We start from the raw sequence: 24607 nt of genomic DNA on the forward strand, positions 1-24607 counted from the left end.
AGGGCGGCCGGTTCGGCTTGTCCGTCAGCTACCCACGAGGGTTGTCGCTCACCGGCGGGCGGTGATTCCGACCGCCGCCGCGAAAATCGCCAGCACTCCCGCCAGCCCACCCAAGCCGAGGGTGAGCGAACCCGCGGCGGCCAGTGCGCCGACGAACAGCGGGCCGCCCGCGTCGCCCAGTTCGCGGCCTACCTCGGCCGCTCCCATGGTCTGGCCCAGTCGTTCCTTCGGTGTGGCCGCCGCCAGGTGGGCGAACGCGATCGGCGTCGCCAGGCCCGTTCCCGCGCCGATCGCCACCGCCGCCACCAGCAGCCCGGCGATTCCCGGCAGGACCGTCGCCGTCGCCAGGCCCGCCGCGGCGAGCGCGAGTCCCGTCGCCATGCCCGCCGCCGCGCCGATGCGGCCCGCGTCGTGGGCCCGGCCCGCCCACGGCTGGACCAGCGCGCCCGTGGCCGCCAGCAGGGACACCACCGCTCCGGTCGGCAGGGCGCCCAGCTGCGCGCCGGCCACCGGCAGGAAGCCCACGCCGACCGCCACCGCGCCCGTCGCCGCCGCCAGCGTCGCCGTCGGCCGCAGGAATCCGCGGCTCGCCAGGCGGCGCACCAGGTCCAGGACCGTCTGGCGGGCGCGGGGCAACGGCGGTGCGACCGGAACCGCGACCGCGGCCCACCCGGCGACCGCCAGCGCGAGCCCGCCGAGCGTCGCGAACAGGAGGGCGTAGCCGCCCAGGGTGATCAGGACCCCGCCCAGGACCGGGCCGAGCGTGTAGCCGAGGCCCTTCCACGCGCCGTAACCGCCGAACGCGCGGCCGTGCCCCGTTTCCGGCGTCAGCCGGGCCACGAGCGCGCCCGCCGCCGGGGAGAACGCGGCCGCGGCGGCACCCTGTCCGAACCGCGCCAGGCCGACCAGCGCCGGGTCGCCCGCGAGCACGAACGCTCCCGACGCGACGGCGAAGGCCACCAGTCCGCCGAGCAGCACCGGACGCGGTCCGACGCGGTCGGCCAGCGCGCCGAACACCGGCTTCAGCACGACCTCAGCCCCGTCATAGACGGCCAGGAGCAAACCCAGTGTCAGCAGCGACGCGTGTTCGGCTTCGGTGTAACCACCGAGCCCGGCGGCGATGCTGTGGGCGCCGAAGGCCGTGACGAAGCCCGCCGCGTAGACGGGTGCGAGCTGTCTGGTCATCCCGCGTCACATCTGGTGCAGGGCACGGAAAACCCGGTCGGTGTACTCGGCCAGCCGGCCGGCACAGTGCTCCAGGCGCTCGTCGGCGTCGGCCGAGGCGGGGGCGCCGAAGACGTCGCGGGCCTTGATGTCGCGGTGCCACCGGCGCAGGCGTTCCAGGCTCTGCTCTTCCTCTTCGAGCTCGGCCATCGTGAACTTGCCGACGCGGATCTCCTTGTCGATTTCGGCGTCGAACTTGCCGCAGTCGGCCAGGAATTCCGCCCACTCGTCGGTGCGTTCCGCGGTGAACAACGCTTCCAGCCGCGCGGCGTCCGGCTCCGCGCGCCCCGCGGCGTCCAGCACCAGCACCTCGCCGTCGCCGCGGCCGGCCAGCTCGATCACGCGCGCGACGCCGTCGGCGAACACCGGCGCGTCCGGCACCGCCCAGACGCCCTGCCCCAGCGACAGCGCCCCGGCCCGCCGCAGCTCGCGCCAGACGGCGACGCGGTGGCGGCTCGGCTCGGCGGGCACCCGCACCACGAGCACCGACCAGCAACAGTTCGTCACAAGGTCGAATGTAGCACGTGTTACAACGGCCGCAGTGCGTCGACGACGAGGTCGAGCAGCCGGCCGATCCGCTTCGGGTCCTGGTCGCCCGACGTCGACAGGAACGCGCCGAGCACCATGAGCGTGACGTCCTCGGGGTCGACACCGACGCGGAACACCCCTTCGCCCGCCCCCGCGTCGAGGATCGCGCCGATCGCCTCGGTGATGCGCCGCCGCGTCACCGGGGTCGCGATGCGGCCCGACGCCAGGCTCGCGCGGAGCACGTCGGCCATCCCGCGTTTGGTCTCGACGAACGCCGCGTACCGGTCCATCCACGCGCGCAGGGCGGCCTCGGGCGGCAACTCCCCCAGCAATGCCGGCGCGCTCGCGGTGACGTCGTCGAGCTCGGCCGCGTAGACCGCTTCCACGAGCGCCTCGCGGGTCGGGAAGTGGCGGTAGAGCGTGCCGATCCCGACGCCGGCCTCGCGGGCGATCGCTTCCAGCGCGACGGTCCCGTCGGCGGCCGCGAAGGCGGCCCGTGCGACGGCGACGAGTTTCTCCCGGTTGCGGCGCGCGTCGGAGCGCACCGGCCGGTCAGGTTCCGGCGAAGGCAAAGCGGAGGCACCTCCGGTTGTGCTACGGTCGGCTTAGCGGAGGTTCCTCCGCTTCACCATCATCGCACGAGGACGGGATCACGCATGCCTTCCACGAAGAGTGCCCGGCTCGCCGGCCGCACCGTCTCCCGCGTCGGCTACGGCGCGATGCAGCTCGAACGCCTCCACGCCGACCGCGACCAGGCCGTCGCGCTGCTGCGGCGGGCGTTCGACCTGGGCGTCGACCACGTCGACACCGCGCAGTTCTACGGCAACGGCTTCGTCAACGAGGTCATCCGCGAGGCCGTGCGGCCCGGGGACGACGTCCTGGTCGTCAGCAAGGTCGGCGCCGACCCCGACCCCGGCGGCCCGATCCCGCTGCGGCTCGCGCAACGCCCGGAAGAGCTGCGCGCGAGCGTCGAGGACAACCTCCGCGCGCTCGGGCTCGACCGGATCCCGCTGGTCAACCTGCGCCGCGCGGACCGGCGGCCCGGCGTGCTCGCCGAGGGCGACCAGGTGGTCGGCCTCGACGACCAGCTCGCGGTCATGACGGCCCTGCGCGACGAGGGCAAGATCGGCGCGATCGGGCTCAGCAGCGTCACCCTCGACACCCTGCGCCGGGCCCTGCCGGCCGGCATCGCGTGCGTCCAGAACGCGTACAGCCTGGTCGGGCGCGACGACGAGGACATGGTCGAGCTCTGCGTCGCCGAGGACATCGCGTGGGTGCCGTTCTTCCCGCTCGGCGGCGCCTTCCCCGGCCTGCCGAAGGTGACCGACGAGCCGGCGGTCCAGACCGTCGCGCGGGACCTCGGCCGCACGCCGGCGCAGGTCGGCCTGGCGTGGCTGCTGCACCACGCGCCGAACGTCCACCTCATCCCCGGCACCGCGAGCGTCGAGCACCTGGAGGCCAACCTCGCCGCCGGCGACCTCGAGCTGGACGCGGACACCCTGGCCGCCCTGGACGCCGTCCCGACGCGGTCCCTGGACGCCTCGCTCGGGTGACCCGTCACCGCCAGGGCAGGACGGCCCCGTCGCGGACGAGCTCGCCGTACTGCGCCGGGTCCACGGGCCGGAACACGAGCTCCAGCACAGTGTTCGCCGCTTCGGCGGGGCTCGGCGCGGTGCTGACGTCCCACCACAGCGCGGACGTCGGCGTGTTCATCATCCCGGGGCAGACGGCGGCGAGCAGGATCCCGCGCGCCAGGTCGTCGTCGCGGCGCCGCGCGGCGAGCGTGCGGACGGCCGCGACCTGGCCGATCTTGGACGGGATGTTGACGAAGCCCGGCCAGTCGCCCGCGCGGGCGCTGCCGTCCGCGACCGCGTCGCGCCAGGCGGCCACCTGCTTGTCCACTTCGTCCAATGAGGACAGTGTGTCGAAGCGGTCGTGCAGTGCGGGGGCCAGGTGCCGCAGCGTGCCGAACGAGCTGGCGACGACGAGGAACCGGCCACCGTCGCGCAGCAGCGGCGCGAAGGCGCGGAGCAGGCGGGTGGTGCCGAAGTTGTTGACCTCGGCGTAGTCGTGGACGATCGCGCGCGGGTCGTCGTCGGGACCGACGCGCATGACGGCGTTGCCGAGCACGACGTCGATGCCGCCGTGCCGCTCGGCCAGCTTCGCGGCGAGGCGGCCGGACGCCGCGGGCTCGGCGACGTCGAGGACCTCGCCGCGGACCTCGGCACCGCCGGCGGGCATGGCTTCGACGGCTTGGGCGACCCTCCCGGCGTCGCGACCGGTCAGGTAAACGGTGTCCTCAGTGGACAGACGCTGGGCGAGCCCTTCGACCAGGGCGAGGCCGAGGCCTTGGGTGGCACCGGTGACGAGGGCGACTTTCGGGGAGTTCATGACTTCACGCTAGGACCGCCGAGGTCATGCGGAAAGCGAAAGAACCGCAGACCTGGTATGCGTAGATGTCATGGCCTTCTCCGATGCCTCCCTGACCGCCTTGCGGGTCTTCCGCGAGGTGGCCGAGCGGGGCACGCTCACCGCCGCGGCCGCCGCGCTCGGCTACACCCAGTCGGCGGTCTCGCGGCAGATCGCGTCGCTGGAACGCGCCGCGGGGGCGCCGTTGCTGGAACGGCGCCACGACGGCGTGCGGCTCACCTCGGCCGGGCAGATCGTGGTGCGGCGGGCCGCCGGGGTGATCGACGCGCTCGACGCCACCGCGCGCGAGCTGGCCGGGCTGCCCGGCGAGCAGGGCACGGTCCGGCTGGGCTGGTTCCCGACCGCCGGCGCCGACCTGCTCCCCCGGGCCCTCGCCGCGCTGCGGCGGACGTACCCGGCCATCACCGTGCTCAGCCGGGAAGGCGGGACGCCGGCGCTGGTCCGCGCGCTGCGGGCCGGCACGCTCGACCTCGCGCTGGTCGCCTCGGCGCCGCCGTTCCGCCCGCCGGACACCGAAACGCCGGCGCTGGCCGTGCGGGTGATGACCGAGCGCGGCCTGTGCGTGGCCGTGCCCGCGACCCACCCGCTGGCGCGCGGGGACTACGTCGACGTCGCCGATCTGCGGGGGCAGCAGTGGATCGCCGGATCGGGCGACGACCGCGTGATGGGTGTGTGGCCCGGGCTGGACGAACGGCCGGAGATCGTCCACACGGCCCGCGACTGGCTGGCGAAGCTGCGGCTCGTCGCGGCCGGCTGCGGGATCACGACCGTGCCGGGCTCGCTCGACGCCGTGGTGCCGCCGGAGGTCCGGGTGCTGGCGGTGCGCGGCGGTCCCGGAGAGCAGCGGCGCGTCCTGCTCGCACACCTGCCGCGGCCGCTGTCCGACGCGGCCGAGCGCGTCGCCGCGGCCTTGCGCGACGCCGCCGTCAGCGCGTGACGGCCGTGCGGTCTTTTACGCGCGCTTGCGATTTCGGGGCGCCGGCGCAGCCACGAGCCGATCAAGCCGGACGCGGGTCAAGCCGGAGCGGATCGACCGGGTGAGGCCTGGCCGGCGAGCCGCTCTGGGCGGGCCGGGGCCAGGGCAGGCGAGCCGACCGGGGCGGATCGGGGGCCGGAGCCGGGCAAACCGAGCCGGAGTCGGCTGGGGCGGGCGGGCGGGTGGCCGCGCCGGGCCCGGCCGAGCGGGCCGGGGCGGCTGGTGGCCGGGGTGGGCCGAGCGAGCCAACCGGGGCAGGCCGGGGCGGGCCGAGCCGGAGGCGACCGGGGCGGGCGGCCGAGCCGAGCGAGGGCGGCCGGGCCGGAGCGCGGCAGGGGCGGGAGCGGGGGCGGCGCGAGGCCGAGCCGGGCTGGGCCGAGCGAGCCGGGCGAGTCGACCGAGGCGGCTGATGGCCCGGGACGGACCGAGCGAGCCAACCGGGGCAGGCCGGGGCGGGCCGAGCCGGAGGCGACCGGGACGGGCGGCCGAGCCGAGCGAGGGCGGCCGGGCCGGAGCGCGGCAGGGGCGGGAGCGGGGGCGGCGCAAGGCCGAGTCGGGCTGGGCCGAGCGGAGCGAGCGAGGCCAAGCGGGTGAGCCGGACCGAGTCGAGCCCAGCCGCGCCGGGCCGGACCGGGCTGCGCCGCGCCGCGCCGGGCTCCGCCGACCGCGCCGAGCCAGGCCGAGTCCGCCGGGCCGGGCCGGGCCGAGTGGGCCGAGCCAGGCCGACCGAGCCGCGTCGGGGTCGCCGCACCGCGAGGCCGGCCGCCCTGCACCGTCCGCTACGGAAGCCCCACCACCACCTTCGGCGTCAACCGCCCCTTCTCCGGCTCCCTCACCACCTCCCCCGCCGCCACCGCCGAGCCCACCGCGCCGATTGCGTCCTCCGGGCGGTAGATCGTCGCCAGCAACGTGAAGCGCTGCAGCTCCGCCACCGAACACCTCCCCCGCTTCCCCAACTCCGCCAGCAACGCCCGGCGCAACGGCAGCAGCTGCGGCGTCAGCGAAATGTCGACCAAAGTCCGCTCCGGGTCGTGTGGGTCGTGGTAGCGGATGCCCGCGAACTCGTCCACCGCCCACAGCTCGCTCTTGAACGTCGCCAGGTGTTTCACGTCCGCCGTGGCGAACAGCAGCAGTCGCGCTTCGCCGTCCTCGGCCACCAGCTCCACCGCGCACCCCTCCGAAACCCGGGGGTCCCCCGCCGGTGCGGTGACGATCACCTCGTGACCCTTGCCCCGGGCCAGCGAAGCGAACTGCGGCCACGCCTCCGGACCGTCCAAATGGGTTAGTACCGGCCCGTCCGAAACCAGCTCATCCAGAGACGGAATCACCTGTACGGAAAGCCCTTCCGGCGCCCCGGCCGGGGCGGACGAACCGACGACCACCAGCTCCAGGTGGTGCCCGTCCAACCGGTCGGCGAACTCGCCGAACACCCGGAGCGCGTCGGCCGCGAAGCCGCCGCACTCGACGTAGGTGCCGCCGCGCTGGGATCGCAGTGCCTTCGCCGTCCACGCGTCGAGGTACCGCACCAGCACGTCCCGCTCCACCGCGGCATGCCCGGCCACACTCCGGTTCTACCGCAGTAAACCGCTCGGCACCAGGGTCGCTACCCGATAGGCTCGCCCGATGCCGATCACCGCGGCCGACGTCGAAGACACCGTGCGGGCGACCACCGCGACCCTCGCCGAAGCGCGAGACGCCGCTTGGGACGACCCGGCCGGCGCGATGGACTGGTCGTGCTGGGAAACCGTCGAGCACATCGCCGACAACTTCTTCTTCTACGCCGCCCAGCTCGGCCCTCGCGTCGCCGGCACCGGAAGCTCCGTGCCGTTCGCCTGGGCCCAACGCCGGCCAGGCGGTCCCGGCCTCGTCCTCTACGCCGACCGGGACGCGGGTCCGGCCGGTCTGCTGCGGTGCGTCGACGCGTGCGGCGCCCTGCTCGCGGCCATGGTGCGGACCACGCCGCCGGACGTCCGCTCCCACCACGACGACGGCGTGCTGGACACCGAAGGCTTCGCCGCGATGGCGATCGGCGAAACGCTGGTGCACATGCACGACGTCACCACCGGGCTCGGCCTCCCGTGGACTCCGCAGGCCGATCTCTGCGCCCGGCTGCTCGCCCGCTTCTTCCCCGGCTCGCCCACGGACACCGACCCGTGGGCGACGCTGCTCTGGGCGACCGGGCGCGGCGACCTGCCCGGCCACCGCCGGCAGACGGACTGGCGCTGGGGCGTTCAGCCCTCCGGGTAGAACAGGAACAACGTGCAGCCGGTGGCGCTGGCGGGCACGTGCCACGAACCGGCCGGCGCGTGCAGGAACGTACCCGCGGGGTGGTCACGCGCGCCGTCGTTGAACGTGCCTTCGACGACGAACACCTCCTCCGGCCCCGGTTCGTGGACGTCCCGGCGCGGCCACGACGTGCCGGCGTCCATCTCGAGGACGCCCGCGTGCGCGCCACCCGGTCCAGTCCACAGTGGACGGATGCGGATGCCGGGGAACAGCTCGCGCACGGGTGCTTCCCGGACGGTGGCGGAGGTGTAGCCCGGCTGGTCGAGGATTTCGGGGTGCATGACACGACGATGCCGCCGTCGAGAAGGCTCGGCCAGTGTCCGGGAAGACACCCTGGGGTACTTTTCTGCCATGCATCGCGTGGTGGCCCTCGTGCGGCCGGTGCAGTCGACGTTCGAACTCGGCTGCGCCGCCGAAGTCTTCGGCACGCCCCGCGACGGCATCCCGGAGCACTACGAATTCGACGTCTGCGCCGAGACGCCCGGCCCGGTGCCGACGACCGCCGGGTACGCGATGGCCGTCCCGCGCGGCCTGTCGGCGCTCGACACCGCGGACACCGTCATCATCCCGGGCTGGGCCCCGGTCGAGGCGCCGCTGCCCCGCGCGTGCGCCGCGCGCTGCTGCGGGCCCACGCGCGGGGCGCGCGCCTGGTCACCATCTGCTCCGGCGTCTTCGCCCTCGCCCGCACGGGCTTGCTCGACGGCCGGTCGGCCACGACCCACTGGGGCCGCGCCGAGCAGCTGCGGCGCGAGTTCCCGCGGGTGCGCGTCGAGCCGGACGTGCTGTACGTCGACCACGGCGACGTCGCCACGAGCGCCGGGGCCGGCGCGGGGATCGACCTGTGCCTGCACCTCGTCCGCAAGGACCACGGCGCCGCGCACGCCGCCCTCGTCGCCCGGCACATGGTGCTGCCGCCCCACCGCGAGGGCGGCCAGGTGCAGTTCGCCCCGCCTCCCCCGCCGCCGGACGCACTCGACGGGCTCCTCGGCTGGGCGGGCGACCGGCTCGGGACACTGTCGGTGACCGACCTCGCCGCGCACGCCGGTGTCTCCCCGCGAACGCTCGCCCGGCGCTTCGCCGACCAGCTCGGCACCAGCCCCGGCGCGTGGCTGCTGGCCCGCCGGGTGACCGAGGCCCGTGCCCTGCTGGAGGACACGGACCTCCCGGTCGAAGCGATCGCGGCCCGGGTCGGCCTGACGTCGGCGGTCAACCTGCGCCGCCGGTTTCGCGCCCAGGTCGGCACGACGCCGGGCGCCTACCGGCGGGCGTTCCGGACGCCGTAGCCGGGCGGCGGTTGCGGCGCGAGACGCGCGCGATTCGGCCGGACCCCTCGTTGTCGGAGTGGGTCACCTTCGGCTGACCGCGGCCGCGGCGGCCAGCGCGACCGCGAAGACCGCGTAGGAGGCGAACAACCCGCCCGCGGAGCTCAGGGCGCCGCCGACCGCCCGGCCGAGCAGCTGCCCGACGCACTCGGCGGTGATCACCGCGGTGGCCAGCTCCGTCGCGGTGAGCCCGCTCGACCCGGCGGTGCTCGCCCGGACGTAAAGGGCGGGGTAGGCGAGCCCGACGCCGATCCCGGCCGCCGTCCACGCGGCGAGCGCCACGGGGAACGGGCCGCCGATCGCCAGGACGGCCGTGCCGGCCGCGGTCAGGCCCAAGCCCGTCGCCGGGAAGTGCCGGCGAGCCAGGAGACTCGTCACCGCCCAGGCGAGCGGGGCCGCGCTCAGGACGATCGCCGCCTGGCCGAGGCCCTGTCCGTAGCCGGTCGTGAGCAGCACGGTGATGAGGCTGTCGGCGCCGAAGTAGCCGACCGCGAACAGCACCAGCGCGGCGAGCGCCGACGGCGTCCCCCGGCGCAGGCGTGCGGTTCCCGCCGGGAGGATCGCGACCATGCCGGCCCCGGCGACCACCGCGCCGGTGAGCGCGAGCGGCCACCGCCCCTCGCTCAGGACGACGCCGGCCGCGCCGAGGGGCACCAGCAGCGTCCGGCCGAGCGGCCGCGGCGCCGGCTCCGGCTCGTCGCGGGCGGCCCGCACGACGAACAACCGTCCGAAGAGGACGAACGGAACGGGCAGGAGCAGCGTCCAGCGCCAGCCGACGAGGTGCGCGAGGCCGAGCGTCGCGGCCGGACCGGCGAGGGCGGGCAGGATCCACATCGCCGACGACGCCGCGACGACCTTGACGCGCAGCCGGTCGTCGAGGTGGCGGATCGCGGAACTGACGCCGAACACCGCGAGCAGGCCGCTGGCGAGCCCGGTGGCGAGCTGCCCCCAGGCGAAAACGGCGGCGCTGTGCGAGGTGGCGGACACGACGAGCCCGCCGAGGTAGGCGGCCATCCCGGCGGCGAGGGTGCCGCGCGCGCCGAGCCTCGCCAGGACCCGGCTCGCGAGCGGCAGGGCGACGAACAACCCGAGCGTCGAGCCGGCGATGAGGAGCCCGAGCCGGTCCTCGGCGTTCAGGTCGCGGGCGACGAGCGGCAGCAGGGTGGAGGCGACGAAACTGGTGACGGCGGCGGCGAACTCGAGCGCGACGATCCCGGCGGCGAGGGACCGCGGCCCGGCCCGGGTCACGTGTAGAGGTCGCGGTCGTAGGCGTTGATCTGCACGGCGACGCCGTCGGGGTCGTCGACCCGGAGCGACCGGCCGAAGCCTTCGTCGATCACGGGTCCTGGTTCGTAGCCGGCTTCGCGCAGGCGCGTGGCCACGGCTTCGAGCGGTTCGTCGGTCTCGAAGGCGAGTTCGCAGCGGCCGGTGTCCGCTCCCTTGTGGACGGCCAGGGTGCCGCTGCCGGCCGGGAGTTCGACCCAGCCACCGGGCCGGGAAGCGGGTCCTTTGTGGAGGCCCAGGGTGGTGTAGAAGCGCGTCAGGGCTTCGACGTCCGAGGTGTAGCGGATGGGCAGCACTCGCATCATGGGCGCTCCTCGGTGCGTCGCAGGTGGTCCTCGAGAACGCGTTCGACGTAGGCGGAGAGGGACTCGTCGGCATCGACGGAGGCGTGCTTCACCCGCCGGATGAGGTCGGGCGGCAGGTAGACGCTGAACTGCCGCTTCGCGTCGGCTGGCATGCCCACATGCTAGCAAATGAGCAAGCCGGCCCACCAGGACGCACGTCCGCGATCGGCTTCCGGCCGCTCAAGCGGTGGACATCGCGCCCGAGATCAGCAGCTTCAGCCCGTGCGCCAGGGCGGGCGCCAGGTCGAGGTGGAGCGCCGCCAGCGCCGGGTCCGCCTCGTAGGCCGCGAGAGCACTCGGTGACGGCCGGCAGTGCGTCCACAGCCCGCCGGTCAGGATCATGGCCAGCAGGCAGATCGACGCCGCCTGCTCGCCCGCCTCCGGCACGTACTGGCGCATCAGGTCCGCCATCGCGTCCAGCCCGGCGAGCGCGGACCGCTTGAAGCGCACGACCGCGTCGGTCGACACGTTGTGTTCGAGGACACCCGCCTGCGCGCCGATGAGGTCGCACAGCACCGTGCGGCGGGCCAGCGAGTGGGCGACGACGGTGGAGAACCGCTCGGCCCGCTCCCCCGCCGGCAGGTTCACGTCGACGCCCTCGGCGAGTTCGCCCGCCACTTCGCCCAGCCAATCCCGCAGCGCCCGGTCGAGCAGTTCGAGCAGCACGGCTTCGCGGGATTCGAAGTAGCGCAGCACGTTCGACTTCGCCAGGCCGACCCGGCGGCTGAGCTCGTTGAGGCTCACGTCGGCCACCGGCATCTCGTCGAGCATCGCCAGCGCCGTGTCGAGGATCGTGCGGCGCCGCTCCTCCCGCTGCTCGGCACTGCGGGCTCGCTGGAACGTCATGCCACCCAGCGTAACGCCCGGCGCGCGAAATTGAAGACCGGCAGTCTCTTGACAACAGACCGTCGGTTCCTTAGCGTCGGAGACATAACAGACCGCCGGTCCGAAAGGGCCGCCACGGAGGGAACGCCATGGGCGAGAACTGGACCGACCGCGACGTGCCGAGCCAGCAGGGCCGGGTCGCCGTCATCACCGGCGCCAACACGGGCCTCGGCTTCGACACCGCGAAGACGCTGGCCGAGAAGGGCGCGACGGTGGTGCTGGCCGTCCGCGACGTCGCGAAGGGCAAGCAGGCCGCCGCGCGGCTCGGCTCGGCCGCCGACGTCACCGTGCAGGAGCTGGACCTGTCGTCGCTGGAGTCGGTCCGTGCGGCCGCGGCGGAGCTGCACGGCTCGCTGCCGAAGATCGACCTGCTGGTCAACAACGCGGGTGTGATGTACCCGCCGCGCCAGACCACCCGGGACGGCTTCGAGCTGCAGTTCGGCACCAACCACCTCGGGCACTTCGCGTTCACCGGCCTGCTGCTGGACCTGCTGCTGCCGGTCGGGGGTTCGCGCGTGGTGACGGTCGCGAGCATCGCCCACCGCATCCGCGCGGCGATCCACTTCGACGACCTGCAGTGGGAGAACTCCTACGACCGCGTCGCGGCCTACGGGCAGGCCAAGCTGGCCAACCTGATGTTCGCCTACGAGCTGCAGCGCCGGCTCGCCCCGCACGGCACGACGGCCTCGCTCGCCGCCCACCCGGGCGTGGCCCGCACGGAGCTGATGCGCAACTCCCCCGCCATCGCCCGCGCGCTGTTCCCGGTGGTGGCCCCGCTGTTCACGCAGAGCTCGGAGGCCGGCGCGCTCCCCATCCTGCGCGCGGCGACGGACCCGGCGGCCCTGGGCGGCCAGTACTACGGCCCGGCGGGCCTGGGGGGCTACCGCGGGCGGCCGGAAGTGGTGGCGTCCACACCGCAGTCGTACGACGCGGGCATCCAGCGTCGCCTGTGGACGGTCTCGGAGGAGCTGACCGGGGTCAAGTTCCCGGTCGGCTAGAGCCAGTCGTGCTCACGGGCGTAGCGGGCCGCTTCGTGGCGGGTTCGGGTCTGGGTCTTCTGCATCGCGTTGGACAGGTAGTTGCGGACCGTGCCCTCGGCCAGGTGCAGCCGGCCCGCGATCTCCGCCACCGAAAACCCCTCCCGCGTCGCGCGCAGGACGTCGATCTCGCGGTCGGTCAGCGGGCAGTCGTCCACCACCGCCAGCGCCGAGACGTCCGGGTCGATCCAGCGCTTGCCCGCGTGCAGCGTCCGGATCACCGACGTGATGTGCGCCGGCTCCGCCGCCTTGCTCACGAACCCCTGCACGCCCAGCTTCAGCGCCTTCCGCAGCACCCCCGGCCGGGCGTGCCGGGTCAGCATCAGGATCACCTGCTCCGGCCGCACGCGCCGGATCTCGGCCACCGCGCCGAGACCGTCCACAGTGGGCATCTCGAGGTCGATGACGAGCACGTCCGGGCGGTGCCGCAGCGTCGCGGCCACCGCCTGTTCGCCGTCTTCGGCCTCGGCGAGCACGGTGATCTCGCCCTCGAGCGGCAACAGCGCCGCCAATGCCTTGCGCAGCAGGGCTTCGTCGTCGGCGAGCACCACGGTGGTCATCGGCTCTCCTGCCCGGGAAAGGCCGCCGCGGTGAGGAAGCGGCCGTCGGTGCGCGACACCCGCAACTCGCCGCCGTGCTCGGCCAGCCGCTCGCGCAACATCGCGAGCCCGCCCAACGACGGCTCGCCGTCCTCGGCCGCGCCGTCGTTGAGGATCTCGATGCCCGAGCGCGACAGGGTGATCCGCACCTGCCGGGCCTGGGCGTGCCGCAGGATGTTGGTCGTCGTCTCGCGCAGGACCTGGCCGAGCAGCTCGCCCGCGCGGGCGTCCACTTCGGACTCCCGCTCGACGCGCACGTGGATGCCCGCCGCCTCGAAGAGGTTCTTCGCGTTCTCCAGCTCGGCGGACAGGTTCAGCCGCCGCTGGGCGTGGGCGAGCTCCTTGGTCTGGACGATCGTGTCGCCGACCAGGCTGCGCACCTCCGCCAGCTCCGCGCGCGCCCGGTCGAGGTCGCTGTCCAGCAGCTTCTCGGCCAGCGCGACCTTCAGCTTCACCACGTGCAGCGTGTGCCCCTGGATGTCGTGCAGGTCGCCGGCGAAGCGCACGCGTTCCCGGGTCACGGCCAGCTCCGCCTCCCGCTCGCGCGACTGCTCCAGCTCGGCGATCAGGTCGAAGAACCGCTGGCTGACGAACATGAACCCGGTCGAGACCAGCACCGCGACCGCGGGGATCGCGGCGTACTGGATCAGCCGGGGACCGACGCGGTCGTCGTGGACCAGCACGTTGGCCGCGCCCAGGACCGCGACCAGCGCGGTGAACCCGGCCAGCGCCGCGAACCGCCGGCGCGGCAGCGGCGGGATGAGGAACGACCCCACCACCGACACGCCGAAGAACGCGGACGGGTCGTCGGTCAGCGCCCCGGCCAGCCAGACCGCCGCGGCGACGGCGAGGCTGGGCCGCGCGACGCGCAGGTAGTCCCCCGCCGTCCAGCGTTCGGCGGTCGCCAGCGCCGCGATCAGCCCGATCACCTGGATGACGACGTGCCACCAGGTCCGGGCGGTCAGCAGGAGCAGCAGCACGCCGACGACCGCGAGCGGCGGAACCGTCGTGATCAGGTTGAGCCGGCGCAGCCGCTGCTGGACCGCCCCGCCGGTCCAGGAGCTCCTGCGCGCGATCGTCGGTACCTCCACGGGTCCGAGCGTATCGGCCCCGGCGCGGCGCACCAGTGACACCGCGTCACATCTCGGGGTGACGTCACCGCACTGCCCGGCCCGCGCCGATCCCGCTGGAATCGGAGCATGTCCACGACACCCGTCATCGACGTCGACCGCCTCACCCTCACCTACGGCGGCTTCCCCGCCGTGAAGGACCTTTCGTTCCAAGTGGAACGCGGAGAGCTGTACGCGCTGCTCGGCACCAACGGCGCCGGGAAGACCTCGACGCTGGAGACCGTCGAAGGCCACCGCGCGCCGACCTCGGGCGCCGTGCGCGTGTTCGGGAAGGATCCGCGCGACCGCGCCGCCGTCCGGCCGCGGATGGGGATCATGCTGCAGGAAAGCGGGTTCTCCCCGGACCTGACCGTGCGCGAGACCGTCCGGCTGATCGGGCAGCTCACCGAACGCGCCGACGACGTCGGGCGCGTGCTCGGCGTCGCCGGGCTCAGTCCCAAGGCCACCACCAAGGTCGGGCAGCTCTCCGGCGGTGAGAAGCGGCGGCTGGACTTCGCCACCGCCGTATTCGGCACGCCCGAACTGGTCTTCCTCGACGAACCGACCACCGGCCTCGACATCCAGTCCCGCGACGCGCTCTGGGACGCGGTCGACCGGCTGCGCGAGGACGGCGCCACGGTCGTCCTCACCACGCACTACCTCGAAGAGGCCCAGCAGCGCGCCGACCGCATCGGGCTGATGCACCAGGGCGCGTTCCACCGGGAAGGGACCGTCGCCGAGCTGACGCGCACCCTGCCCGCGACCATCCACTTCGGCCTGCCGCCACGCGCGCCCGCGCCCCCGCTGCACGCCACCCGCCAACCCGACGGCCACTTCCTCGTCGAGACCTTCGGCCTGCAGAAGGACCTGCACACGCTGCTCGGCTGGGCGCAGGACCACGCCGTGGAACTGCACGACCTGCGCGCCGGGCCGACCCGGCTCGACGACGTCTTCCGCGCCATCGAACACTCCTGAAAAGAGGACACTCCCATGTGGACGATCGCTCGCGGCGAGCTGATCCAGATCTTCCGCAACCGCTTGGTACTGGTCACCGCCCTCGTGCTGCCGGCCGGGCTCAGCGCGTTCTTCGTGTTCCGGCACGACCTGTTCGCGCAAGTGGGCAGCCTCGGCTACATCGCGACGCTCGCCCTGTTCTTCGTGGCGGGCATCGGGCTCTACACGACGTCGGTGACCACGCTGGCGTCCCGCCGCCAGAACCTTTTCCTCAAGCGCCTGCGCTCCACCGCGGCCCGCGACAGCGGGATCCTCGGCGGGCTGCTGCTGCCGATCACCGTGCTGTCGGTGGCCCAGATCGCCGTCATCCTCGGCGCGCTGGCCGCGGTCGCCGGGAAGCCGGCGGACCCGGTGCTGCTGGTGGCGGCCGTCGTCGCGACCGTGGCCATGATGCTCGCGCTCGGGCTGGCGACGGCCGGGCTGACCAACTCCCCCGAGCACGCGCAGGTCACGACGCTGCCGGTCAGCCTCGGGGTGATCGGCGTGGCCGGCTGGGTCGGCCTGACCGGCACCGGCGAGCTGACACTGCTCAAGCGCCTGCTGCCCGGCGGGTCGGCGACCGAGCTGGTGCTGAACGCCTGGAACGGCGGCAAGCCGCTGACCGATTCGCTGGTCCTGTTCGGACCGACGCTGGCCTGGGTCGTCATCGCCGTCGCGTTGGCGTCGCGGCTCTTCCGCTGGGAACCGCGCCGCTGATGCGGCACACCGAGAAAGGATCACCGATGCGCAAGACCCTGCTGGCCGTCGCCGTGCTCGGCGCGACCGTCGTGACACCGGCTTCCGCGTCCGCGAGCGAACCGGCCTGGGGCCCCTGCCCGGCCGGAGCATTCCCCACGCCGGACCTGCAGTGCACCACGCTGAAGGTCCCCCTGGACTACCGCAACCCGGACGGCCGCAAGATCGACATCGCGGTCTCGCGGCTGCCGAGCAAGCACCCGGAGAAGCGGCGCGGCGTGCTGCTGACGAACCCGGGCGGGCCCGGCGGCGAGGGCCTGGACTACCCGCAGCTGCTGAAGCTCGTCAAGCTGCCGCAGGACGTCCTCGACTCCTACGACATCATCGGCTTCGACCCGCGCGGCGTCGGGCACAGCACCCCGGTGACGTGCGACCTGACCGACGAGCAGCTGGCGATCGGGAACCTGCCGTACGCGAACGGCCCGGCCGACGTCGTGAAGCAGGCGGCGGTCGCGAAGGCGGAGGCGAAGGAGTGCACGGCCGCCTCGACGGCGTCGATGCTGCCGTACGTCACGACGGCGAACACCGCGCGGGACATGGACCGCATCCGCCAGGCGCTCGGCGAGCCCGCGGTGTCCTACCTGGGCGCGTCCTACGGCACGTACCTGGGCGCGGTGTACACGACGATGTTCCCCGAGCGCAGCGACCGGTTCGTCCTGGACAGCAACCTCGGGCCGGGCGGCTACGACATCGACGCGATGCGCAACTTCGGCCGGGGCATGGAGGACCGCTTCCCGGACTTCGCGAAGTTCGCCGCGGCGCACCCGGAGTACGGGCTGGGCACGACGCCGGCGCGGGTGACGGCGAAGTTCCACGAGCTGGCCGCCCGGCTGGACAAGACACCGGTCGACTGGGTCACAGGATCGGCCTTCCGGGGCTTGACGTTCGAGGGGCTCTACGCCACGAACCTGACCCGGCTGGCCGAGGACTGGCAGGCGCTGGACCAGGGCCGGGCGCCGAAGCCGCCGGGCGGGTCGGTGTCGACGTCGGTGCAGAACCTCTTCGCGGCCCGGTTCGCGGTGCTCTGCGGCGACTCGGCGTGGCCGCGGTCGGTGGCCGGCTACCAGCTCGACGTCGCGGTGGACCGGATCCGCTACCCGCTGATCGGCGCGGCGACGGCGAACATCGCGGCGTGCGCGTTCTGGCCGTCGGCGCCGGTGGAGCCGAAGGTGCGGATCACCGGCCGGGGGCCGGCGAACGTGCTGCTGGTGCAGAACGAGCGTGACCCGGGGACGCCGTTGGCGGGTGCCCGCAAGCTGCGCGCGGCGTTCGGCGACCGGGCGCGGATGGTGACCGTCGACCAGGGCGGGCACGGCGCGTACCTCTTCGGGCCGAACCGGTGCGGGAACACCGCGGTGACGGAGTTCCTGGGGACCGGGTCGCGCCCGGCGCGGGATCTGGCCTGCGCGGCGGAGACCACCTGACGGGGTATGGGGCTGTGCGGCGGGCAGGGGTGCTCGCCGCACCGCCCCGCCGTCAGTCCGCCACGCGGATGATCGTCTTGCCCGGGCCCCGCCGGGGACGGCCGAACGCCTCCGCCGCCTCGGTGAGCGGGAGCACCTCGCCGACGAGGGGCTTCAACCGGCCGTCGCGCACCCGCTGGGCCAGCTCCGCGAGCCGCACCCGGTCCGGCTCGACCACGAAGAACACCGCGCGGCCGTGCTCCGGCCACACCGTGGGCGGCTCGGCGATCGTCACGAGGGTGCCGCCGGGGCGGACCAGCGCCGCCGAGCGCGCGAGGACGTCGCCGCCGAGGACGTCGAACACGACGTCGACGGGCTCGTCCCAGGTGGCCGGGTCCGCGAAGGCGTCGGCGCCCAGGCCGAGCACGAGGTCGCGGTCGCGGGCCCGGCCGGTGCCGATCACGCGGGCGCCCGCCTCCCGGGCGAGCTGGACGGCGAGGGACCCCACGCCGCCGGCGGCGCCGTGGATCAGCACCGTCTGGCCGGTGCTCAGCCCGGCGTGGTCGAACAGTCCCTGCCACGCGGTCAGTCCCGAGATCGGCAGCGCCGCGGCGACGGTGTGGTCGAGGTCGGCGGGCAGCGGCGCGAGGTTGCGCGCCTCCACCGCCGTGTACTCGGCCAGGGAGCCGTCACGCGCCCAGTCGGCGAACCCGAACACGCGCTGGCCGACGGTCAGGCCGGTCGTCCCGTAGCCCAGCTCGGTGACGACGCCGGAGAGCTCGTGGCCGGGGACGCTGGGCGCGCGGTCGTGGCCGGCGCGGTCGGTCCAGGTGGCCGGCCAGGTCAGCTCGCCGGGCGTGAAGCCGGCGGCGTGGACCCGGACGACGACGTCGTTCTCGGCGGCGTGCGGGTGGGGCAGCTCGGTCAGGGCGAGCCCGCCGAGGCCCGCTTCCCGGTCGCTCGCGGTGATGGCACGCATGTCAGCTCTCCCAAGCGGAGCCGAGGACGCGCTCGACGGTCGTCGGGCGCTTGAAGCCGGGGAGGAAGTGCTCGATGACGTCGGCGTTCACGGTGCCGTTGGTCGTCTCCGGGCGGTCCTTCTGCCCCTCGAAGTAGGCGGTCAGGAACTCGTGCTTGAAGTCGCCCCGCGGGTGGGCGGCGACGATCTCCGCCACCCGGCCGGGGTCCAGCTCGCCGAGGCCGAACCCGACGACGTCGGTCAGCACGCCGAAGTGCGTCGCGGCGATCTCCGGGCCCATGCGGCCGGGGATGCCGGGCGTGGTGTGCAGCGCGATCGCCGTCCACACGGTTTCCGCGGCCGCGGCGGAGAAGCCGTGCTCCAGCAGGAACCGGCGCCCGTGGTCGGCCCCGTCGACCTCGAAGCGCTGTTCGACGTCGGAGAACGGCGTCGCGAGGCCGGTGTCGTGGAAGAGCGCGGCCAGGTAGAGCAGCTCGGGATCGGGGTCGGCGCCGAGCCGTTCGGCGTGCAGCCGGGCGAAGAAGTACACCCGGCGCGAGTGGTGGTAGACGAGCGGGCTGGTGGTCCCCCGGACGAGCCGCGCCGCTTCGGCGACCGCCGCCGTCCCGGGGACGTCCACTCCCGCGATGACTTCCGTCATGACGTTTGCCTTTCCTTCTCGAGTATCGCGACGACCCGGTGCCCGCGAACCACCTTCCCGCGGCTCCGTCGCCGAACCAACCTGCAACCGAAGCTAACCTCGCGTTTCGTTACAGTCAAATACTGTAACCTATCTAACGCGGACAGCGGCGCCCGCGCGCGGACGGCTCCGCGCGCGGGCGCCGGGCTCACTTGGTCGACGCGATGAAGTACACGACGATGCCGATCAACGCGAGCACTTCACTCAGCACGAACGTCGAATACCCCATCGTCTGCAATTTCCCTCGCATTTCCGGCTGCCGTGCGGTACTGTTGATGACGGCCGCGAAGATGAGGCCCACGCCGATTCCCGGGCCGATCGCGCCCAGTCCGTAGCCGATGGCGGCGAGGCCGGGGTTGATGTTGGTGGTTTGCGCCAAAACAGCGTCGTTCATGGACGTTCCCCTTCACATCGGCCCACGCGCAGGCTCGCGTGGAGCAGCGGCTTCTGGTGTCGCACCGAAAAAGCGAAGGCGCCGGAAACGGCAGCCGGGTCAGGTCGAGGGCACTCGCCGGGCAGAACAATCGACGGGGCGGGAATTCACCGGAACCGATGGTTCGAACACGGCAAGGATATCAGAAAAAGGCATCGCTCGTCCGTGCACGGAATGCGTTACACCGGTTCGCCCACAGCGAAGAAGACTTGCTCAGTCCTCTTCGGCCGTCGCCGAGAGAAACGCCGCCAGGTCGTCGGTGAACCTGAGCAGCAAGTCGTAGAACGTCTGGCGATCCTTCGCCGACCACTCCGACAGCGCCTCACCGAACCAGCCGAGCAGCGTGGTGACGTACCGGTCGGCGAGCTCGGCGCCATCCGGGGTCAGCTCGACCAGGCGCGCGCGGCGGTCGTCCGGATCGGCCAGCCCGCGCACCAGGCGACGTCGCTCGAGCACGTGCAGGTGACGCGTGACGTGCGGCCCGGCGACCTGCATCCGGTCGGCGATCTCGCCGACGCGCATCGCCTTCCCCGACATGTGCAGCGCGATGATGATCGACAACCCGGGTCGGTCGAGGTCCGCGCCGACCCGCTTCATCGCCCGCTCCCCCAGGCCGCTGCGGTTCAGCACCGTGCCCAGCTGCATGAGCCGGGGCAGCACGGACCGCAGGTCGGACCCGTCGCCGGCGTTGGTGTCGGCCATCACACTCCCTTAGATAGCTAACTTAGGTATATAGTTGCGTCATGCCGCAGCGCTCTCGCGGCATTGTCGCACCCACGAAATAGATACCTAACTTAGCTATCGGGGGTTCTCATGAAGACCGTACTCATCTCCGGCGCGAGCATCGCCGGTCCCGCGCTCGCCCACTGGCTGCGGCGGGCCGGCTTCGCGGTCACCGTCGTCGAGAAAGCACCCGTCCTGCGCGACGGCGGCTACCCCATCGACGTCCGCGGCACGGCCCTGGACGCCGCCCGGCGGATGGGGATCCTCCCCCGCCTGCGGGACCTGCACGTCGCCACCCGCCGGCTGGTCTTCCTCGACACCGACGGCAGCGAGATCGCGGCGCTCGACCCGAACGCGATCGCCGGCGGCACCGACGGCGAGGACGTCGAAGTCCGCCGCGGCGACCTGACCCGCACGCTGTACGACCTGATCCGCGACGACACCGACATCCGCTTCGGCGACAGCGTCGAAACCCTGGCGCAGCACGCGGGCGGCGTCGACGTCACCTTCCGCGGCGGCCGGCAGGAGACCTACGACCTCGTCTTCGGCGCCGACGGTCTGCATTCGCAGACCCGCGCGCTGGTCTTCGGCGAAGAAAAGCAGTTCCACCGCTACCTCGGCTACAGCTTCGCCGGGTTCACCATGCCCAACGTCCTCGGCCTCCACCGCGAGGGCCTCGCGTGGAGCACGCCGGGCAAGGGCGCGGCGCTCTACTCGGTCCTCGACGGCGAAGCGGTCCACGGCTTCCTGGTGTTCGCGCGGCAGGATCCGCCGATCGAGGCGTTCCGCGACCCCGAGGCGCAGCGCGACCTGGTCGCCGAAACGTTCGCGGGCGAGGGCTGGGAAACCGCGCGCATGGTCGAGGCGATGCGCGCGGCCGACGACCTCTTCTTCGACGTCGTCAGCCAGATCCACATGCCACGGTGGACGGACGGCCGCGTCGCGCTCGTCGGCGACGCCGCCCACGCGCCGTCCTTCCTGACCGGGCAGGGCACCAGCCTCGCCCTCGTCGGCGCGTACGTGCTCGGGCACGCCCTGGCCACGATCCCGGACCACACCGCGGCTTTCGCGGCCTACGAAAGCCGGTCGCGGGACTTCGTCGAACGCAACCAGGCCACGGTGTCGGAAGGCAAGTCGACGCTCTTCCCCGCGACCGCGGAGGACCTGCGACGCCGCAACACGGCCCTCCGGCAGCTGGCGAAGTCGCCGTCGGGCAGCCCGCGGCCCGAGCACACGGCCCTGACGCTGCCGGACTTCCCCTGAGCGTTCAACACCGGTGCCGGTGGGCGGCCAGGGTGTCGGCCGCCTCCCGGGGCGTGCACGCGCCGATGAGCACGTGCGCGGTGAGGCCGTCCACCAGCGCCGAAGCCGCGCGGGTTTCGGTGCCGGGCACCGGTTCGGCGGGGCGCGTGCGGAGCTCCCGGTGGAGGGCACCGAAGCGCAGGCGCACGGGGTCGGCGAGGTCCGGGCCCGCGGCCGAGCGGACGAGCAGGCCCAGCCACGGCCGGTGCGCGGCCAGATCCGGTGTGGGCTGCCCGGCCAGGGTGCCGAGCAGGCCGGGCTCGTGCCACGCGGCGGCGATCCGGCGGTCGACGGCGTCGACGGTGTTGGTGAGGGTGAGGCGCAGCAACAGCTCTTCGGCGGCGGCTTGGTGCACCGCCCATTCCGCCGGACGCCGGGCCTCGGCGGCGACGGCGGAGGCGGTGACCGCCGCCAGTCCCTCCCGCGCGATGATCCGCACCACCGCGTCCGCCACCTCGGCCCTGCGCATCCCGGCCCTCCCCGCCCTCGGTGTGAGCCCATGGTGAGCGGGCAGGCGAGGGCGGCGCGACGATTAGGGCAGCACCGAATCCTCGTGGGGCGAGCACGGGGCTGAGGCAGGCACGGCCCCAAGGCTGCACCGAATCGCCGTGAGGGGCGCTCGCCAGGACGCGCCGGCCGCCACAGCAGGCGCGCCGCGCAAGGCAGCCCCGAATCGCCGCCCGGCGCACGTGGCGAGCGCGCAGGTCGGCGGGCACGGGCCTGAGGCGGCACCGAACAGCCGCGCAGCAGGCCGGCGCCCCGCGCAAGTACCACCCGGCGAGCGCGCCGCCTAAGGCGATACCGAATCGTCGCTCAACAACCCCGCGCCGCGCTCGGTGCGCTCGTACAGCACCACCCGGCCGCTCCGCCGGGACCGCACCAGGTGATTCACCCTCAACACCGCGAGGTGCTCGCTCACCGTCGCCGGTGTGACTCCCAAGTGCTGCGCCAGCTCCGTCGTCGACCGGGGCAGATCGAGCAGCGCGAGCAGCGCCGCCCGGCTGCGGCCGACCAGCTCGGCCAGCGGCGCCCGCGGTACCGGGGCCTCCTCCCACAACCGGCCGACACCGCGGACCGGGTAGCCGATCGACACCTGGTCGTGGCCGTCGCAGACACTGAGCCGGGGCCAGATGAACGCGCTCGGCTTGAGCAGGACGCCCACGCCGTTCACCGTGTGCCGGACTTCGTGGTGGGGCAGCAACACCCGCAGCACGTCGCCGGCGTACTCGATCCGCGGGTGGAGGTCGTCGAAGAGACTGGCGAGACCGCCGCCGGTCAGCGTGGTGGACCGGTGGGCGAAGTCGGCTTCGTGCAGCGCGCACAGCCGTGGCCAGACCGGCTCGATCGCCGCGCGCCAGTACGCGGCGAGCAGGTCGCAGAACGGGCCGAGCTCGCGCGCGGGGTCGTCGTACAGCGGGCGCAGGATCGCCGGGACCTCGCCGGGCGCCCAGCCTTCGTCGAAGTAGCACCGGACGCCGGCGTCGTCGGTCGCGCGCACGCGGTCGAGCTGGTCGGCGAAGGTCTCGCCGGGCTCGGTCATAGGGTTCAGGAAGCCGGGGAAACCGTGCTCGAGCGACAGCAGCGTGAAGAGCACGCTCAGATCCAGGCCGGCCAGCCGGGGCCGGGCCATGGCGATCCACGGGCGGTGCAGGTCCGCGCCGCGGCGGCCCGCCAGCACGTAGACGCTGTTGCGCAGCTCCTCCATCGGCGACCGCGCGAACCGCACCTTCGCCAGGTCGAGCGTTCCCAGCACCAGCTCGATCACGGCCCGATTTTACGTCAAAACCACCGAAATCCGGATCGGACCGGACCAGTCGCCGTCCGGGTCGAGCGGGCGGCCGCGCTGGGTGAGCCGGACCGCGCCGGCCTTCGCCAGGGCGCGGGCCAGCTCGCGGGCCTGGTCCAGCAGCGGACGCCAGTCATCGGCGACCGCCCGCGCCGCGTCCGAAGGGCACGTGCTGCTCTGTGCCCCGCGCGCCGTCGCCAGGGCCAGGATCGCGGCCCGGAGCCGATCGGGTGGGGCGGACGCCGTCAGCGCCGTGCGGGCCTCGGCCGCGCCGGGACCGCCGCCGTCGCGGATCCGCTGCAGTTCACGCCGTGGTCCCGGCTGCTCGGGCATACCCCAGCATCGCACCGATCACGTCGACGCACCGAGCCGCCCGACGAGCCGAGCGCGGTGATCTTCGCGTCTATTACCTCGATGAACTGGGCGTAGTTGCGGTTGCCCGCACTGTCGAACCCTCCGGGTCGAGGTGGTTTCCGGTGTAGGACTCGTCGAAGCCGACGGCGCCAGCCGGGCAGGCTGCCGCTGCTGGACGCCCGCGGCCGCCACGCGGCGGCAGAATGCCGTCCCGAACGCCCGCGCGGCGACGGTGCTCCGGATCGGCGAGGGTGAGCCGAACTGAGCGACTCCACAGTGGACGTCCACTGTGGAGTCGCGACCGGACTTCACTCCGCGGCGAAGCTCTCCGTACCGAGCACCCCGAGCAGGGCGAGCTTCTCGTGGCTCTCCGTCCCCGGCGTCGCGGTGAAGACGAGCAGTGACTGGCCCTCGTCCGGCTCCAGCAGCACCTGGCAATAGAGCTCGAGCCGACCGACCTGCGGGTGCGCGAACCGCTTGGTTTCGCTCCACCGCAGGCCCACTTCGTGGCGTTCCCACAGCCCGGCGAACTCGTCACTGGCCCGCCGCAGGACGTCGGCCAGCTCCGCCGCCGGCGAGCCCGGTCCGTCGCGGGTCACCGCCCCGCGCAGCTGCGCCACGGTGATCCGGCTGTTCTTCTCGTGCTCGGCCGGGTCGTACCGCTCGCGGGCCGCCGGATCGGTGAACCAGCGGTACGCCGCGCAGCGGGCGTTCCCCGTGTACCGCGTCTCGTCGCCCAGCAGTGCCACCGCGGACGGCGTCTGCAGCAGCGTCTCGCCCAGCGGGCCCATCACCTGGGCGGTGGCACCCGCCAGGCCGTCCACGATCCGCATCAGCCCGGGGCCGACGTGCCGGGACCGCAGGTCGCGCCGGGCGGTGCGGTAGCCGGCGAGCAGGAACAGGTGATCGCGCTCCTCCGGGGTCAGCCGCAGGCCGCGGGCGAGCGCCGCGATCATCGGCTCCGACGGCCGGGGGCCGGTGCCGCGCTCCAGCCGGGCGAAGTAGTCGGCGGACACCGCGCACAGCTCCGCCACCTCCTCGCGCCGCAGGCCCGGCGTGCGCCGGCGGTGCCCGTGCCGCAGCCCGACGTCCGCCGGTTGCAGCGCCGCGCGCCGGGTGCGCAGGAACTCGCCCAGGGCCGCGCGGTCGGAAGTCTGGTTCATGGTCACCATCGT

General features: G+C 73.7%; 28 protein-coding genes and 1 pseudogene. 9 read left to right on the forward strand and 20 right to left on the reverse strand.

All coding sequences use genetic code 11. The annotated features are described in order from the left end of the window. Positions 1–48: 48 nt before the first annotated feature. The 3 genes from BLV96_RS08920 to BLV96_RS08930 are packed head-to-tail and all read right to left on the reverse strand — an operon-like array spanning position 49 to position 2324. Positions 49–1185, reverse strand: a complete 1137-nt coding sequence (locus BLV96_RS08920) for an MFS transporter (RefSeq protein WP_086676881.1) — start codon at positions 1183–1185, stop codon at positions 49–51. A gap of 6 nt (positions 1186–1191) precedes the next feature. Further along, positions 1192–1731, reverse strand: coding sequence for a Chromate resistance protein ChrB (locus BLV96_RS08925; RefSeq protein WP_167379568.1), 540 nt, complete (start codon positions 1729–1731; stop codon positions 1192–1194). A gap of 20 nt (positions 1732–1751) precedes the next feature. Next, a complete protein-coding gene (locus tag BLV96_RS08930) occupies positions 1752–2324 on the reverse strand; it encodes a TetR/AcrR family transcriptional regulator (RefSeq protein WP_086680210.1) in 573 nt (190 codons plus the stop codon). An 84-nt stretch (positions 2325–2408) separates the two neighbouring features. Here BLV96_RS08930 and BLV96_RS08935 point away from each other — a divergent pair, with 84 nt between their 5' ends. Further along, complete coding sequence (locus tag BLV96_RS08935) at positions 2409–3305, forward strand: aldo/keto reductase (RefSeq protein ID WP_086680208.1); 897 nt, start codon at positions 2409–2411, stop codon at positions 3303–3305. Positions 3306–3309: 4 nt separating this feature from the next. Here the strand turns inward: BLV96_RS08935 and BLV96_RS08940 are convergent, their stop codons facing one another. Next, on the reverse strand, positions 3310–4143 hold the full coding sequence (locus BLV96_RS08940) for an SDR family NAD(P)-dependent oxidoreductase (RefSeq protein ID WP_086680206.1): 834 nt from the start codon (positions 4141–4143) through the stop codon (positions 3310–3312). A 70-nt stretch (positions 4144–4213) separates the two neighbouring features. Here BLV96_RS08940 and BLV96_RS08945 point away from each other — a divergent pair, with 70 nt between their 5' ends. Beyond that, complete coding sequence (locus tag BLV96_RS08945) at positions 4214–5119, forward strand: LysR family transcriptional regulator (protein ID WP_091388969.1); 906 nt, start codon at positions 4214–4216, stop codon at positions 5117–5119. 818 nt (positions 5120–5937) lie between these two features. Here the strand turns inward: BLV96_RS08945 and BLV96_RS08950 are convergent. Beyond that, on the reverse strand, positions 5938–6720 hold the full coding sequence (locus BLV96_RS08950) for a hypothetical protein (protein ID WP_167379569.1): 783 nt from the start codon (positions 6718–6720) through the stop codon (positions 5938–5940). A 61-nt stretch (positions 6721–6781) separates the two neighbouring features. Between BLV96_RS08950 and BLV96_RS08955 the strand changes: the two genes are divergently transcribed. Further along, the gene (locus BLV96_RS08955) at positions 6782–7405 is read left to right on the forward strand and encodes a maleylpyruvate isomerase N-terminal domain-containing protein (RefSeq protein ID WP_086681729.1); all 624 of its coding nucleotides are present in this window, start codon (positions 6782–6784) and stop codon (positions 7403–7405) included. Here the strand turns inward: BLV96_RS08955 and BLV96_RS08960 are convergent. Then, positions 7390–7725, reverse strand: a complete 336-nt coding sequence (locus BLV96_RS08960) for a cupin domain-containing protein (protein ID WP_086681726.1) — start codon at positions 7723–7725, stop codon at positions 7390–7392. The genes BLV96_RS08955 and BLV96_RS08960 overlap by 16 nt on opposite strands. A 70-nt stretch (positions 7726–7795) precedes the next feature. On the opposite strand from BLV96_RS08960, the pseudogene BLV96_RS08965 reads away from it, so the two are divergent. Continuing rightward, positions 7796–8727: pseudogene (locus BLV96_RS08965) on the forward strand (GlxA family transcriptional regulator). 63 nt (positions 8728–8790) lie between these two features. On the opposite strand, the gene BLV96_RS08970 reads toward BLV96_RS08965, so the two are convergent. From BLV96_RS08970 to BLV96_RS08985, 4 genes are all read right to left on the reverse strand, one after another. Next, positions 8791–10014 (reverse strand): MFS transporter, encoded by a 1224-nt coding sequence (locus BLV96_RS08970; protein WP_086681723.1) that lies wholly within the window; start codon positions 10012–10014, stop codon positions 8791–8793. Further along, positions 10011–10355: a VOC family protein gene (locus tag BLV96_RS08975; RefSeq protein ID WP_244180111.1), complete on the reverse strand. Its 345-nt coding sequence runs from the start codon at positions 10353–10355 to the stop codon at positions 10011–10013. The genes BLV96_RS08970 and BLV96_RS08975 overlap by 4 nt, the downstream gene beginning before the upstream one ends. After that, positions 10352–10507, reverse strand: a complete 156-nt coding sequence (locus BLV96_RS08980; protein WP_086681720.1) for a CopG family transcriptional regulator — start codon at positions 10505–10507, stop codon at positions 10352–10354. Before BLV96_RS08980 ends, BLV96_RS08975 begins: the two co-directional genes overlap by 4 nt. 67 nt (positions 10508–10574) lie before the next feature. After that, the gene (locus tag BLV96_RS08985) at positions 10575–11240 is read right to left on the reverse strand and encodes a TetR/AcrR family transcriptional regulator (protein ID WP_086681717.1); all 666 of its coding nucleotides are present in this window, start codon (positions 11238–11240) and stop codon (positions 10575–10577) included. 128 nt (positions 11241–11368) lie between these two features. Between BLV96_RS08985 and BLV96_RS08990 the strand changes: the two genes are divergently transcribed. Continuing rightward, positions 11369–12277 carry an SDR family NAD(P)-dependent oxidoreductase gene (locus BLV96_RS08990; RefSeq protein WP_086681714.1) on the forward strand — a complete coding sequence of 303 codons (909 nt, stop codon included), beginning with the start codon at positions 11369–11371 and terminating at the stop codon, positions 12275–12277. On the opposite strand, the gene BLV96_RS08995 is transcribed toward BLV96_RS08990, so the two are convergent. Together BLV96_RS08995 and BLV96_RS09000 are read right to left on the reverse strand one after the other, a co-directional pair. Further along, the gene (locus BLV96_RS08995; RefSeq protein WP_086681711.1) at positions 12274–12876 is read right to left on the reverse strand and encodes a response regulator transcription factor; all 603 of its coding nucleotides are present in this window, start codon (positions 12874–12876) and stop codon (positions 12274–12276) included. The two genes, BLV96_RS08990 and BLV96_RS08995, sit on opposite strands and share 4 nt — an antisense overlap. After that, positions 12873–14006: a sensor histidine kinase gene (locus BLV96_RS09000; RefSeq protein ID WP_086681708.1), complete on the reverse strand. Its 1134-nt coding sequence runs from the start codon at positions 14004–14006 to the stop codon at positions 12873–12875. The genes BLV96_RS08995 and BLV96_RS09000 overlap by 4 nt, the downstream gene beginning before the upstream one ends. 108 nt (positions 14007–14114) lie before the next feature. On the opposite strand from BLV96_RS09000, the gene BLV96_RS09005 reads away from it, so the two are divergent. The 3 genes from BLV96_RS09005 to BLV96_RS09015 are packed head-to-tail and all read left to right on the forward strand — an operon-like array spanning position 14115 to position 17197. Next, complete coding sequence (locus BLV96_RS09005) at positions 14115–14999, forward strand: ABC transporter ATP-binding protein (RefSeq protein ID WP_086681705.1); 885 nt, start codon at positions 14115–14117, stop codon at positions 14997–14999. 15 nt (positions 15000–15014) lie between these two features. Continuing rightward, the gene (locus tag BLV96_RS09010; RefSeq protein WP_086681703.1) at positions 15015–15734 is read left to right on the forward strand and encodes a pilus assembly protein; all 720 of its coding nucleotides are present in this window, start codon (positions 15015–15017) and stop codon (positions 15732–15734) included. 26 nt (positions 15735–15760) lie between these two features. Next, complete coding sequence (locus BLV96_RS09015) at positions 15761–17197, forward strand: alpha/beta hydrolase (RefSeq protein WP_086681700.1); 1437 nt, start codon at positions 15761–15763, stop codon at positions 17195–17197. A 52-nt stretch (positions 17198–17249) separates the two neighbouring features. On the opposite strand, the gene BLV96_RS09020 is transcribed toward BLV96_RS09015, so the two are convergent. From BLV96_RS09020 to BLV96_RS09035, 4 genes are all read right to left on the reverse strand, one after another. Then, on the reverse strand, positions 17250–18155 hold the full coding sequence (locus tag BLV96_RS09020; protein WP_086681697.1) for an NADP-dependent oxidoreductase: 906 nt from the start codon (positions 18153–18155) through the stop codon (positions 17250–17252). A gap of 1 nt (position 18156) precedes the next feature. Continuing rightward, the gene (locus BLV96_RS09025) at positions 18157–18795 is read right to left on the reverse strand and encodes an HD domain-containing protein (RefSeq protein ID WP_086681694.1); all 639 of its coding nucleotides are present in this window, start codon (positions 18793–18795) and stop codon (positions 18157–18159) included. Positions 18796–18982: 187 nt separating this feature from the next. After that, entirely contained in the window at positions 18983–19228 is a 246-nt protein-coding gene (locus BLV96_RS09030) for an ATP synthase subunit c family protein (protein WP_086681691.1), read from the reverse strand. 252 nt (positions 19229–19480) lie between these two features. Next, positions 19481–19969 carry a MarR family winged helix-turn-helix transcriptional regulator gene (locus BLV96_RS09035; protein ID WP_086681688.1) on the reverse strand — a complete coding sequence of 163 codons (489 nt, stop codon included), beginning with the start codon at positions 19967–19969 and terminating at the stop codon, positions 19481–19483. Between the two features lie 111 nt (positions 19970–20080). Between BLV96_RS09035 and BLV96_RS09040 the strand changes: the two genes are divergently transcribed. After that, positions 20081–21253, forward strand: coding sequence for an FAD-dependent monooxygenase (locus tag BLV96_RS09040; protein ID WP_086681686.1), 1173 nt, complete (start codon positions 20081–20083; stop codon positions 21251–21253). Positions 21254–21257: 4 nt separating this feature from the next. Here BLV96_RS09040 and BLV96_RS09045 read toward each other — a convergent pair whose 3' ends face one another. From BLV96_RS09045 to BLV96_RS09060, 4 genes are all read right to left on the reverse strand, one after another. Next, entirely contained in the window at positions 21258–21761 is a 504-nt protein-coding gene (locus tag BLV96_RS09045; RefSeq protein WP_091388971.1) for a hypothetical protein, read from the reverse strand. A gap of 321 nt (positions 21762–22082) precedes the next feature. Beyond that, the gene (locus tag BLV96_RS09050) at positions 22083–23057 is read right to left on the reverse strand and encodes an ArsR/SmtB family transcription factor (RefSeq protein ID WP_086675090.1); all 975 of its coding nucleotides are present in this window, start codon (positions 23055–23057) and stop codon (positions 22083–22085) included. A gap of 9 nt (positions 23058–23066) precedes the next feature. After that, positions 23067–23411: a DUF3253 domain-containing protein gene (locus BLV96_RS09055; protein WP_086675091.1), complete on the reverse strand. Its 345-nt coding sequence runs from the start codon at positions 23409–23411 to the stop codon at positions 23067–23069. 329 nt (positions 23412–23740) lie between these two features. Then, positions 23741–24595 carry a helix-turn-helix transcriptional regulator gene (locus BLV96_RS09060; RefSeq protein ID WP_086675092.1) on the reverse strand — a complete coding sequence of 285 codons (855 nt, stop codon included), beginning with the start codon at positions 24593–24595 and terminating at the stop codon, positions 23741–23743. Positions 24596–24607: the final 12 nt, after the last annotated feature.

The sequence above is a fragment of the Amycolatopsis pretoriensis genome (assembly GCF_900107925.1).
Taxonomy (GTDB): domain Bacteria; phylum Actinomycetota; class Actinomycetes; order Mycobacteriales; family Pseudonocardiaceae; genus Amycolatopsis; species Amycolatopsis pretoriensis.